Genomic DNA, 13,282 nt, shown 5'->3' on the forward strand with positions numbered 1-13,282 from the left:
ATCGTCGTTGACCTAATTGCTTTCGTCGTGAAACCGTCGCGAACCTGCCGTCGACGCTCAGTCGAGCGGCCAGACCTCGCGGCTTGCTGCCCTTACCGCCTGTGCCGAATCGAGCGCGAGCAGATCCTGCGTGCGCTGCCGGCACAACTGGTAATCGAGACGGCGCACACGCGCCTTGATGCCCGGCACCGATACGGGGTCGACCGACAGTTCGGTCACGCCGAGGCCCACCAGGATCGGCACCGCGAGCGGATCGCCGCCGAGCGCACCGCACACGCCGACCCACTTGCCGTGCCTTTCCGCACCGCGCACCGCGATGTCGATCAGGCGCAGCACGGCCGGATGCAGGCCGTCGGATTGCGCGGCGAGATCGGCCTGGCAGCGGTCCATCGCGAGCGTGTACTGCGTCAGGTCGTTGGTGCCGATCGACAGGAAATCCGCGTGCTGCGCGAGCTGGTCGGCCAGCAGCGCGGCCGACGGCACCTCGATCATCACGCCGACCTCGATCGGCTCGGTGCGGCCCTGCGCGCGCGCGAATTCGTCGATGCGCTTTTTCAGGCGCACGAGCTCGCCCACGTCGGTGACCATCGGCAGCAGGATGCGCACCGCGCCGAGCGGCTTCACCGCGAGCAGGCCCTGCAACTGGTCATCGAGCAGATCGGGGCGCACCTGCGCGAGACGGATGCCGCGCAGGCCGAGCGCCGGGTTCGGTTCGGGCGGCAGCGTCAGGTAGTCGACTTCCTTGTCCGCGCCGACGTCGAGCGTGCGGATGATCGCCGTGCGGCCCTGCAGCGCGTCGACGATCGACTGGTAGCTCTGCTGGTGCTCGACGACCGTCGGCGCAGCCTGGCGATGGATGAACATCAATTCGGTGCGCAGCAGGCCGACCGCATCGGCGCCGTTGTCGACCGCGGTGTTCGCGTCGTCGAGCGTCGCGATGTTCGCGGCGACCTCGATCGCGCGACCGTCGACCGTCGCGGCGGCTTCACCCGCCAGTTGCCGGTTCGCCTCGCGCACGCCGTCCAGGCGCTGGCGTTCGTGCCGCGCGCGCTCGACATCGAGCGCGGTCGGGGCGTGTTCGAGCCGGCCCGCGCTCGCATCGACGACGACCTGCGTACCGTCCGGAATCGCGTACAGCGCATCGCCGACCGCGACCAGCGCCGGAATGCCGAGCTGCCGCGCGATGATCGCCGCGTGCGACGTCGCGCCGCCGCGCGCCATCACGAGCGCGGTCACGCGCTGGCGATCGAGCGACGACAGGTCGGACGGCGTGAATTCCTCGGCCGCGAGCACCGCTTCGTCGGGCAGTGCACGCGCGGCTCCGTTCGTATGACCGAGCGCGCGCAGCACGCGCTTCTCGATGTCGCGCAGGTCGGCCGCGCGTTCGGCGAGCAGCGCATCGTCGAGCTTCGACAGCGTGTCGATCTGCGTGCGGATCGTCGCGCGCCAGGCGAAGCCCGCGCTCTTGCCGAGGCTGATCAGGTCGCGCGCCGCGTCGATCAGCGTCGGGTCCTCGAGCAGCACGCGGTGCACCGCGAAGATGCCCGCTTCGCCGACCGCGCCGCGCGCCGATGCGTTGCGCACCGTTTCGTCGAGTTCGGCATCGACCGCCTTCAGCGCCTGGTCGAGCTGGCGGCTTTCCGCAGCCGGCGTGCCGGCGGCCTGCTCGGGCGGCACGATTTCCGCATCGTCGAGACGCACCAGCGTACCGACCGCGATGCCGGGCGCCGCGCACACGCCTGCGAGCGTGTTCGGGTCGATGGACGCGCCGACGTTGCGCGCGATCGTCTGCGGCACGGGCGATGTCATCCGCGCCGGTTTTTCCTCGACTTCGCCGTGCGCTTCGCGCAGCAGCTCGTGCTCGACCGCATCGACGGCCTGCTGCGCATGCGCGCCACGGCCGACCAGTTCGACCGTCACACCTTCGCCGGCGCCGAGGCCGAGCAGGCCGACGACGCTCGCGATCGACGCCTTGCGGCCGTCGAACAGCACGTCGACGGTCGCGTCGAACCCGCGCACGGCTTCGCGTGCTCGCGCGGCCGGCCGCGCATGCAGCCCGCCCGGTTGCGCCAGCACGATTTCACGGCGCACTTCGTTCTGCGCCGCGGCGCCGGCCTGTGCCGCCTGCACGGCCGCTTCGCCCTTGCCGCGCAGCGCGAGCAGCGGCGTCTCGCCGGCCGTCGCGAAGCCGCTGGCACGATCGACGACCTCGAACGCATCCGAGTTCGCGATCGCGATCACCGACACGAGCGAATGCGCGCTGCGCGCCACCGCATCCTGGTCGAACTCGATCAGCAGCGTGCCCGCCTCGACACGCGCGCCGGCCTCGATGTGCGCAGTGAAGCCCTGCCCGTTCAGCTCGACGGTGTCGATGCCGATGTGCAGCAGCACTTCCGCGCCTTGCGGCGTCGTGATCGTCACCGCGTGGCCTGTGCGCGCGAGGTGCGACACGACGCCCGCACACGGCGCGACGAGCTTGCCCGCGAGCGGGTCGATGCCGATGCCGTCGCCGAACATCCCGCCGGAGAACACCGGATCGGGCACGTCGGCCAGCGGAACGATCGGCCCCGTCAGCGGGGCAAGCAGAACGATCTGATCGTGGGTGGGGCTCTTCAACTGGGACTCCTCGGCGCGTCTCATCGGCTGTCTCGGCTATCAGTGCGTTTCGGTGACTTTGTTCAGGTGGCGCGGCGTATCGGGATTGCGGCCGCGCGCGACGGCGAGATCCGCCGCCATCACGTAGAACGAAAGAATGGCGGCGATCGGGTCGAGCGCCGAATGGGCAGACTGCGCAAGCGGCAGCGTCGCGCCGGGCGTGCCGGCGGGCGCCGCGAGCAGCACGGCCGCGCCGCGGGCGCGCATGTCTGCGGCGAGCTGCAGCAGGCCGGCCTGCTCGGGCCCCGGCGGTGCGAACACGAGCAGCGGATAGTCGCGGTCGATCAGTTCCATCGGGCCGTGACGGACTTCGGCGCTCGAGAACGCCTCGGCCTGGATGCCGGACGTTTCCTTCAGCTTCAGCGCGGCTTCCTGCGCGATCGCAAGGCCCAGCCCGCGGCCGATCACGATCATCCGCTCGACACCCGCCAGCGCGGCAACGGCCTGCGACCAGTCGAGCTGGCCGGCCTGCGCGAGTACGTCGGGCAGGCCGCGCAGCGCAGTTATCAGCGCGGCATCGCGCTGCCAGTAGGCAACGATCTGCGCGGACAGCGACAGCATCGCGATATAGCTCTTCGTCGCGGCCACCGACAGTTCGGGGCCGGCGAGCAGCGGCAACTGGTGCTCGCATGCGTCGGCGAGCGGCGACGGCAGCACGTTCACGGCGGCGACGGTACGCGCGCCGGCTTCGCGCAGCGCGGCCATCGTGTTGACGAGATCGGGGCTCTTGCCCGACTGGGAGAAGGCGATCGCGAGCTGGTCCTGCACCTTCAACGGCGCCTGCTGCAGCGTGGCGACCGACATCGGCAGCGACGCGACCGGCACGCCGAGGCGGCTCATCGTCAGGCTCGCGAAATAGCTCGCGGCGTGATCCGAGCTGCCGCGCGCGACCGTCAGCGCGACGGCCGGCGGGTGATCGAGCAATTGGCCGGCGAGCGCTTCGACGCGCGTGGTGTCGGCGATCTGCGCGGCGACGACCTGGGCGGACTCGCGCGCTTCCTTAAGCATATTCGACAATCGATTCTCCTTCGACGTAAGTCGCGGTGAGGTTCAGGTCGCGATCGAACACCGCGAGGTCGGCCCATGCGCCGCGCTCGAGGCGGCCGCGATCGGTGACGCCGAGGTAGTCGGCCGCATAGCGCGACATCCGGTTCGACACGTCGGCGATCGGCAGGCCGAGCGACACGAGATTGCGCAGCGCCTGATCCATCGTCAGCGTGCTGCCGGCGAGCGTGCCGTCGGCGAGGCGCACGCCGCCGAGGCACTTCGTCACGTGCTGGCTGCCGAGCCGGTATTCGCCGTCGGGCATGCCGGTTGCCGAGGTGCTGTCGGTCACGACGTACAGGCGCGGGATCGCGCGCAGCGCAGCACGAATCGCGCCCGGGTGTACGTGCAGCAGGTCGGGGATGATTTCCGCGTATTCGGCATGAGCAAGCGCCGCGCCTACCAGGCCCGGGTTGCGGTGATGCAGCGGCGACATCGCGTTGAACAGGTGCGTGAAACCGCACGCGCCGTGCTTGAGCGCGGCCACCGCGTCGTCGTAGGTCGCGAGCGAATGGCCGAGCTGCACGCGCACGCCGCGCGCCGCCATCTCGCCGATGATCTCGATGTGGCCGGCGATTTCCGGTGCGAGCGTGACGACGCGGATCGGCGCGATCGACAGGTACTTCAGCACTTCATCGAGCACGGCCGACACGGCCGCGTCGGGCTGCGCACCGAGCTTGCCGGGGTTGATGTACGGCCCTTCGAGGTGCACGCCGAGCACGCGCGCGCCGCCCGGCGTGCGGGTGCGCGCGACGGTGCCGAGGTTGCCGACGACTTTCATCAGTTCGTCGCGCGGCGCGGTCATCGTCGTCGCGAGCAGGCTCGTCGTGCCGAATTGCGCGTGCGTGCGGGCGATCGTCTCGATCGCGTCGCCGCCTTCCATCACGTCGGCGCCACCGCCGCCGTGCACGTGCAGGTCGATGAAGCCGGGCAGGATGTAAGGCGCATCGTTCTTCGCGGGATCGACGGGCTTGCCGTCGAGGGTCGTGATGCGGCCGTTCTCGCTATCGAGCGAACCGTGAATCCAGCCGTCGGGGGTAAGGATGTTTCCAGTCAGCATGACGTTCTCTTGATGATCTGGTGACGCGGGCATCCGCGTCGTGATTTGCAAATCCGTGTCGTTACTTCACGCGTGTCGCGCGCGGGCAGTCTCGCGCGTCAGCGTTTCAGTTCGGCGACGAAGTCGTAGTAATCGTCGCGGCAATACGTTTCACTCACTTCGATCGCGCGCTGGTCGGCGCCGTAGCCGATCCGCGTGATCACCAGCAGCGCCGAACCCGGCTTCACTGCCATCCATTTCGCGATCGCGTGGGTCGCGTTCGCCGCGCGAAAGTGCTGCAGCGCGCGCACGACGGTCATCCCGCGCGCTTCGAGGTATTCGTACAGCGACGCGCCGAGCACCTGCGGATCGGGCACCACCGCGGCCGGCAGCGTCGAGTGCTCGACGGCCATCACGATGCCGTCCGCGCGGCGCAGCCGTTCGAGCCGCGCCACCGTCGCGCCGGGCGCGAGACCGAGACGCGTGATCTCGTCGCGGTTTGCGGCGCGCAGCGTGCGCGACAGCCACACCGAATCGGGCACGAAGCCGCGCTGCTGCATCTTCGCGGTGAAGCCGACGAGACGCGACAGCGGATCGGCGACACGCGGCGTAATGAAGCTGCCCGCCCCGCGCGCCCGCTTGATCAGCCCCTGCTCGACCAGCAACGCGAGTGCGCGACGGGCCGTGATCCGCGACACGCCGACCGACACCGACAGCAGCCGCTCCGACGGCAGCGCCTCGCCGGCCCGCCACGCGCCGGCGTGGATCGCGCTCGCCAGGTTGCGGGCGAGCTGCAGATAGAGCGGCGTGTCGCTGAGGGGATCGGGCGCCAGTTCGGACCAGCCGGTTTCCATGTGCCTCCGGGTGTCGGACGACGACCGCAGGCCGTCGAAAGTGAGGGCATTATATAACCACCATAATACCAGTCAACGAACTGGTATTAGCCGTGCCGAAATCGCCACAAGCCTTGCTAGGCAAGCGTTTTAGTTCCAACAAACCCTTTGTTTACAACGAAGTGCGGGGTAGGGATTTACCCGGATTGGTATGCAAGGGGACAGTTCCAGCACGCGGTTCGGCCAGGTTTTGGGCACGAATATAAGACCTGAATAGAACCAGTTGAGCCGACTGGTATGCATGGATGGAAAAGCACCGCGCGTTCGGCGGCGCGCGCCGGTTGCGTCAGTGGAATTCGCGGCTCGATGTGCGCAGGCCGCCGAGCAGCGGCGTCAGATCCTCGAAGTGCTGTACGACGAGGTGCCGCACGTCGCTCGCGACCTGCCACACGCCGGACGCGGCGAGCAGCCGCGAGTCGAGGGTTTCGCGGCGCTGCCGCGCGAGCAGCTCGGGCCGGACGATCAGGTTCACGCAGCCCGTTTCGTCCTCGAGCGTCATGAACATCACGCCTTTCGCGGTGCCCGGCATCTGCCGCGCGGTCACGAGCCCGCACGCACGCGCGAGCCGGCCGTCGGGGCGGTCGTGCAACTCGGCTGCGGACGACAGCCGCCGCGCGCGCAGCGCGGGCCGCAGCAGCGCGACCGGGTGGCGGTTCAGCGTAAGGCCAGTGGTGTGATAGTCGGCGAGGATGTCGTCGGCTTCCGACGGCGCGCCGAGTGCAGGCTTCTCCGCTTCGTCGATCGGTGCGGTCGCGAGCAGGTCGCGTTCGGGGGCTGCTGCAACCGCTTGCCACAGCGCATCGCGGCGGTGGCCGGCGAGCGTTGCAAGTGCGTTCGCGGCGGCGAGCGCTTCGAGATCGCGGCGTTCGAGTTGCGCGCGGCGCGCGAGGGTGTCGACGTTGTCGAACGGGCCGGCCGCCGTGCGTGCGGCTTCGATGCGGCGCGCGGCAGCTTCGCCGAGACCGCGCACGAGCGACAGGCCGAGCCGCACGGCCGGCTGACCATCGGGAGGCGGCTGGTCGGGCAGCGCTTCGAGCGAGGCTTCCCAGTTGCTTTGCGTCACGTCGATCGGCAGCACCTGCACGCCGTGGCGCTTCGCGTCCTGCACGAGTTGCGACGGCGGGTAGAAACCCATCGGCTGGCTGTTCAGCAGCGCGGCGAGGAAGATCGCCGGTTCGTGGCATTTGAGCCAGCTGCTGGCGTACGCGAGTTTCGCGAAGCTGGCGGCGTGGCTTTCGGGGAAACCGTAATCGCCGAAGCCCTTGATCTGTTCGAAGATCTGCTCGGCGAAGTCGGGCGGATAGTCGCGCTCGCGCATCCCGTCGACGATCTTGCGGTGATATTTCTCGAGATTGCCCTTGCGCTTCCACGCGGCCATCGCGCGGCGCAGTTCGTCAGCCTCGCCGGGCGTGAAGCCCGCCGCGATCATCGCGATCTGCATCACCTGTTCCTGGAAGATCGGCACGCCGTACGTCCGTTCGAGCGCAGGCTTCAAATCCTCCTTCGGATAACTGACCTTTTCGATGCCCTGGCGGCGTTTCAGATAGGGATGCACGGCCCCGCCCTGGATCGGCCCCGGCCGCACGATCGCAACCTCGATCACCAGATCGTAGTAAGTCCGCGGGCGCAGGCGCGGCAGCATCGACATCTGCGCGCGCGATTCGATCTGGAACACGCCGACCGTATCGGCACGGCAGATCATGTCGTAGGTCGCCTTGTCATCCTGCGGAATGTGCTTCAGCGTGAACGGTTCGCCATCCGGCTCCGGCGGCCCGCGCCACGCGGTACGCATGTCGAAGGCGCGATGCAGCGCCGACAGCATGCCGAGCGCGAGCACGTCGACCTTCATCAGCCCGAGTGCTTCGAGATCGTCCTTGTCCCACTGGATCACGCGCCGCCCGTCCATCGCCGCGTTCTCGACCGGCACGAGCCGCGTGAGCTTGCCGCGGCTGATCACGAAACCGCCCGAGTGCTGCGACAGGTGGCGCGGAAAATTCAGCAGCCGCGCGGCGAGCCGGGCCCATGCCAGGATGAGCGGCGTCTCGGGATCGAGCCCGATCGTCGAGAATTGCTGCAGCAGGTCGCGGCTGCCGTCGAACCAGCGGTGCGCTTTCGCGACGCGATCGACCAGCATCGGATCGACGCCGAGCGCCTTGCCGGTTTCGCGCAGCACGCCGCGCGGGCGATAGGTCGATACCGCGGCCGCAAGTGCGGCGCGGTTGTGTCCGTATTTTTCGTAGATATGCTGGATCACCTCTTCCCGACGCTGATGCTCGAAGTCGACGTCGATGTCGGGCGGCTCGCCTCGCTCCACGCTGATGAAGCGTTCGAACAGCATCGTGCTCTGCTCGGGATTCACCTCGGTGATGCCGAGGCAGAAGCAGACGACCGAGTTCGCCGCCGAGCCGCGACCCTGGCACAGAATGTTCTGGCTGCGCGCGTATTTGACGATGTCGTAGACGGTCAGGAAGAACGGCTCGTAGCTCAGTTGCGCGATCAGGTCGAGTTCATACCGGATCTGCTTCGACACCCTCTCCGGCACACCTTGCGGATAGCGTGCGGCCGCCCCGGCCATGGTTTCCTGCTCCAGATAGCTCGTTGGCGTGAGCCCCTTCGGCACGATCTCGTCGGGATACTCGTAGCGAAGCGAGTCGAGTTTGAAATCGCACGTATCGAGAATCGTGCAGGTCTCCTCGATCTCCGCCGGCGAATACAGATTCCCGATCCGGTTCCGCCCGCGCAAATGCTGTTCCGCATTCGGCGCAAGCGCATACCCGCACTCGGAAACCGGCATGCCGACGCGAATCGCCGTCATCACGTCCTGCAGCTCCTTGCACGAGCGCCGGTGCATCGTCACGTCACCGAGTGCGACGATACGCACGCCACGCCGCTCGCCGGCTGCACGAATCTCCTCGCGCTGCGCACCGTCCAGCGCGCGCTGCAGTTGCACGAGCCCGAGCCGCGCACGTTCGCCGAACGTCGTGCGAAACCACGCGACCTGCGCATCGAGTACATCCGCACGCACCGGATACGTCGGCACGAGAATCACGAAGCAGTCGGGCATGCCGCGCAAGTGCGCAAACTCGGCAGGCGGCGCCGACAGCATCCGCGACGTCAGCGTGTAAGTGCCCTTCGGCGAAGCCATCCGCCGTCACGAAATCAGCTCGGACAGATTGCCGTAGCCTTCACGATTCTGCGCAAGCAACACGAGCCCGAATGCGCCGGGGCCGGGATCGTGGCCAGGTGCGACGTCATCCGGCGTGACCTCGAAATACGAACCGATGACGAGCGGCAACCCTTTCGCCTTCGCCGCGACGTGCATGCGCGGTGCGCCTGCAAGCGAGCATTCGTCGGTGATCGCGATCCCGCGATAGCCGAGCTCGAATGCACGCTCGACCAGTTCCTCCGCATGCGACGCGCCATGCAGGAACGAAAAGTTCGAACGGCAGAACAACTCCGCGTAATCGGGCAGCCAGCTGAATTCCGCAACCATCACCGTTCACCCGAACAGGCCGTGCAGGAACCAGCGCGGCTCGGCCTCGCTCCCCGCCCGCTCCTTGAACACCCAGTAGCACGCACCGGCCTCGTCCTGCGCGACGCAGTAATCGCGCGCAGCGAGCTGACCGTCGAACCACCCGGCCTCGATCCGTTCCACCGACGACATCATCCTCAGCGGCGTATGAAATACCGGCCGCTCCCCACGCATCAACAACGGCAGCGGCTCCGCCAGCAACCACGCGGGCCTCGGCGGCACAGCCGGCGGCCCGGCAGCCGGCTTGCCGGCCTGCGCGTCGAGCGGCAGCCAGCGGTTCGCGGCCTCGGGCCGGTGATCGGCGACGGGCGCCGCGCGCAACACGTTGTCCGCGCCGAGCCGCGCGACCAGCAGCTCGAACAGCCGCGCACGCGTCTCGCGCGTGCCGCCGGGCTCGGGAAACAGATCGTCGGCCGGCGGCGCGACCGATTCGACGCGCGTGGCCTTCAGGCGCACCGCGATCACCGCGGCCGGCAACTCCACGCGCGCGAGCCGCTCACCGAGCAGCCGCATGAAGTGCGCCTCGTCGCGCACGGGTGCCGCGAATGCGAGTTCGAGCGGCGTCGGCGGCACGGCCTGGCGGCCGCGCTCGTGTTCGAGATCGAACGTCATCGCGGCCAGTGACAGGTGCCGCGCGGCCAGCCAACCGCAGAGCTGCACGACGAGCCGCCGCGCAACGAACAGCACGGCTTCCGCGTATTCGACGCGCTCCTGCAGTTCGAGCCGCACGTCGAACACGGGCGGCACCGCCATCCACGCGAGCGGCTCGACCGCATCGCCATACGCGCGATCGAGCGCGGCCAGCAGCGCGGGACCGCAGCGGCGCTGCAGCCCTGCGCGCGGCAGGCCGCGCAGATCGGCGAGCGTGCGGCAACCGAGGCCGTCGAACCAGCCTGCATAGGGACGCGCGTCGGGCAGCAGCACGCATGGCAGCCGGTCGAGCACGCGCACGAGCGACGCTTGCCCGGCGACCCGGCGCCGGATGCGTGCGCGAGCCGACACGCGCGCGAGCAGCCACGCGCCGCCCCTGGTCGGAGCGGCAGACAGGCGCACGGCATAGCCGAGCGCCGCGAGCGTCGCGCGCACCTGGCGGCACAGCGACGGCAGCCCGCCGAACAGGCGCAGGCTCGGGCCGACGTCGACGATCAGCGTGGCTTCGTCGTCGAGTGCGACGCACGGCGAGAAGCGCAGCAACGCGAGCGCGACCGCGCGCAGCGCATCGGCCTCGCGTGCGGGATCGCGTTCGACGAGCTTCGTGTGCGGCGCGAGCGTGAGCACGCCGCCGCGCTTCATGCCCGCGCGCACGCCCTGCCGGCGCGCGGCCGCGTCGGCGATCAGCACGACACCCTGCTCGAGCACCGCACGGCCGGCGCTGCCGGCCTCGCCGTCAGACGGGGGCGCGACGCACACGTCGAGCGGCAGGCGCGGCAGATGGATGCCGAGCAAGACGCGCATAGCGGCTCTCCACGATGGGCGACGGCAGGTCGAGCACGAGCGGCTCGCTGCGGGCGGGGCCGCGCCGCTTGACGATGTCGAGCGACACACCGCCCGGCACCGGGTACAGCGCGACCCGCAGCACGGCCGGCGACGGTTGCCGCTCGGCCGACAGCGGGCGCAGCATCACGAACAGCGTGTCGCCCGTGCGCGCGGCCGCGAGATGCAGGCGCCGCAGCGCATCGGGCCGCGCGTCCTGCCACAGCAGCAGCGCGCCGCAACAGCCGGTCTTGAGTGCCTGCTCGGCAGCCCACAGCGCATCCGTGCGGCTGCCGGCACGCAGCCACAGCAGCGCGTCGGCCGGCACGCCGAGACTGGCGAGCGCGGTGGCATGCGGCGACTGCGGCGGCGCGACGAGCGCGAGCGGGCGCCGCGCGCTGACGGTGCGCGCGAGCGCGGGCGCGAGCAGCCGCATTTCGCCGCAGCCCGGCTGCGCGGCCAGCAGCTCGACGAGCCCGCCGACCGGCCAGCCGCCGCCCGGCAACTCGGCGGACAGCGATGCAAAGCCCGTGTCGATCGTGCGCGGACCGCCACGCGCGAGCTGCGAACCGCGCCACAGCGACGGATGAAGGGATTCGGGAGAAATGGAGGATGCGAGCATGACGCCACCCACAACTGTATGGATATACAGTATATGGCAATGCGTCCACGCCGCACAGTACTGGTACGAAACCGGTATTTCGTCAGATGAAAGACGGGTGAAAAGCCGGCGGGCCCGCGATATTACGGCGGGCCGCCACCGGCATCACCGGCTCGCACCGCCCGGACGCCCGCCACACCCCTCGGGCGCCGATGCGGCACATGCGAACCGAATCGCGCAGCCGGGCCGAACCGAGCAGAGCCCAGCCAGCCTGCCAACCGGCACGATGCACATCCTGCACACCGCGCCGGCCCGCCTGCCGCGCGTCAGCCGAGCAGCAACGCGTCGTCGTCGAGCTGCTCGTGACGCACCTTCTCGAACATCTGCAGCAGGTCCGGCACGTCGAGCCCCTTGCGCGCGTCGCCCGACACGTCGAGCACGACCTGCCCCTGGTGCAGCATCACCGTACGGTCGCCGTAGTCGAGCGCCTGCCGCATGCTGTGCGTGACCATCATCGTCGTCAGCTTGCTCTCGGCGACGATGCGCGCGGTCAGCTCCAGCACGAACGCGGCCGTCTTCGGGTCCAGCGCGGCCGTGTGCTCGTCGAGCAGCAGGATCCGCGACGGCCGCAGCGACGCCATCAACAGGCTCACCGCCTGCCGCTGGCCGCCCGACAGCAGCCCGATCCGGTCGGTCAGCCGGTTCTCGAGGCCGAGGTTCAGGAGCCGCAGCTTGTCGCGGAACAGCTCGCGCGACGGCCGGTCGAGCGCGGCCCGGAAGCCGCGCCGCGCACCGCGCGCCATCGCGAGCGCCATGTTCTCCTCGATCGTCAGCGCCTCGCAGGTGCCGGCCATCGGATCCTGGAACACGCGCGCGACGAGGTGCGCGCGATCCCACGCGGCCTTGCGCGTGACGTCCGTGCCGTCGATCGAGATGCGTCCCGCATCGACCGCTTGGTCGCCGCTGACCGCGTTGAGGAAGGTCGACTTGCCGGCGCCGTTCGAGCCGATCACCGCGACGAACTGGCCGTCGGGAATCTCGAGCGACAGCCCGCGCAGCGCGCGCGTCTCGATCGGCGTGCCGGGATTGAACGTGAGTTTCAGGTCTTGTGCGGACAGCATGTCAGGCCCCTCCGTTCTTGCGCGCGAACAGTTTCTTGCGCGTCGCCGGCAGCACCAGCGCGATCGTGACGAGCGCGGCCGTCACGAGGTTCAGATCCTGCGCCTTCAGCCCGATGAATTCGCTGTTGAGCGCAAGCGCGATGAAGAAGCGGTAGACGATCGCGCCGAGCACGACGGCGAGCGTCGTCAGCACGAGCCGGCGCGCCGGCAGCAGCGTCTCGCCGATGATCACGGCAGCCAGCCCGATCACGATCGTGCCGATCCCCATCGAGATGTCCGCGCCGCCCTGCGTCTGCGCGAACAGCGCACCGGCGAGCGCGACGAGCGCGTTCGACAGCGCCATCCCGGCGAGCGTCGCGCGGCCGGTCGCGATGCCTTGCGCACGCGCCATCCGCGGGTTCGCGCCGGTCGCGCGCATCGCGAGGCCGAGCTGCGACGAGAAGAACCAGTCGAGGCCGAGCTTCGCGACCACGACGACGATCGCGAGCAGCGCCGGGCGCAGCACGTAGTCGGGCATCCAGTCGGGCTGCAGCACGGTGAAGATGGTCGGTTCGGTGATGAGCGGCACGTTCGGCCGGCCCATGATCCGCAGGTTCACCGAATAGAGCGCGATCATCATCAGGATACTGGCGAGCAGATCCATGATCTTCAGGCGCACGTTGAGCCAGCCGGTGATGAAGCCGGCCACCGCGCCCGCGACGATCGCGATGCAGGTCGAGCTGAACGGGTCGTAGCCGGCCGAGATCAGCGTTGCGGCAACCGCGCCGCCGAGCGGAAAGCTGCCGTCGACGGTGAGGTCGGGGAAGTTGAGGATGCGAAACGAGATCAGCACCCCGAGGGCGACGAGGCTGAAGATCAGGCCGATCTCCAGGGCGCCCAGAAACGAGAACAGAGACATGATGGGGAAATCCTGTTGCTTCCCGG

The 13,282-nt window shown here is 69.2% G+C and carries 8 protein-coding genes and 1 pseudogene; all 9 read right to left on the reverse strand.

Features of this window, described 5'->3' with window-relative positions:
• Positions 1-57 precede the first annotated feature (57 nt).
• The 9 genes and pseudogenes from ptsP to ACN8ZM_RS15280 all read right to left on the reverse strand — a co-directional run bounded on the left by ptsP (position 58) and on the right by ACN8ZM_RS15280 (position 13,256).
• Positions 58-2,640 carry a phosphoenolpyruvate--protein phosphotransferase gene (gene ptsP, locus ACN8ZM_RS15240; protein ID WP_420210242.1) on the reverse strand — a complete coding sequence of 861 codons (2,583 nt, stop codon included), beginning with the start codon at positions 2,638-2,640 and terminating at the stop codon, positions 58-60.
• Between the two features lie 15 nt (positions 2,641-2,655).
• A complete protein-coding gene (locus tag ACN8ZM_RS15245) occupies positions 2,656-3,663 on the reverse strand; it encodes an SIS domain-containing protein (protein ID WP_043187258.1) in 1,008 nt (335 codons plus the stop codon).
• Positions 3,656-4,759 (reverse strand): N-acetylglucosamine-6-phosphate deacetylase, encoded by a 1,104-nt coding sequence (gene nagA, locus ACN8ZM_RS15250; RefSeq protein WP_043187257.1) that lies wholly within the window; start codon positions 4,757-4,759, stop codon positions 3,656-3,658. The genes ACN8ZM_RS15245 and nagA overlap by 8 nt, the downstream gene beginning before the upstream one ends.
• A 98-nt stretch (positions 4,760-4,857) precedes the next feature.
• On the reverse strand, positions 4,858-5,592 hold the full coding sequence (locus ACN8ZM_RS15255) for a GntR family transcriptional regulator (RefSeq protein ID WP_043187255.1): 735 nt from the start codon (positions 5,590-5,592) through the stop codon (positions 4,858-4,860).
• Between the two features lie 325 nt (positions 5,593-5,917).
• A pseudogene (locus ACN8ZM_RS15260) lies at positions 5,918-9,124 on the reverse strand (error-prone DNA polymerase).
• Positions 9,125-9,130: 6 nt separating this feature from the next.
• Positions 9,131-10,618: a Y-family DNA polymerase gene (locus ACN8ZM_RS15265; protein ID WP_420210243.1), complete on the reverse strand. Its 1,488-nt coding sequence runs from the start codon at positions 10,616-10,618 to the stop codon at positions 9,131-9,133.
• On the reverse strand, positions 10,551-11,258 hold the full coding sequence (gene imuA, locus ACN8ZM_RS15270; RefSeq protein ID WP_420210244.1) for a translesion DNA synthesis-associated protein ImuA: 708 nt from the start codon (positions 11,256-11,258) through the stop codon (positions 10,551-10,553). Before imuA ends, ACN8ZM_RS15265 begins: the two co-directional genes overlap by 68 nt.
• Positions 11,259-11,563: 305 nt before the next feature.
• Positions 11,564-12,358, reverse strand: a complete 795-nt coding sequence (locus ACN8ZM_RS15275; protein ID WP_011353261.1) for an ABC transporter ATP-binding protein — start codon at positions 12,356-12,358, stop codon at positions 11,564-11,566.
• Position 12,359: 1 nt separating this feature from the next.
• On the reverse strand, positions 12,360-13,256 hold the full coding sequence (locus tag ACN8ZM_RS15280; protein ID WP_039346181.1) for an ABC transporter permease: 897 nt from the start codon (positions 13,254-13,256) through the stop codon (positions 12,360-12,362).
• Between the last annotated feature and the right edge of the window lie 26 nt (positions 13,257-13,282).

This window comes from Burkholderia aenigmatica (assembly GCF_048627025.1).
GTDB classification, from domain to species: domain Bacteria; phylum Pseudomonadota; class Gammaproteobacteria; order Burkholderiales; family Burkholderiaceae; genus Burkholderia; species Burkholderia aenigmatica.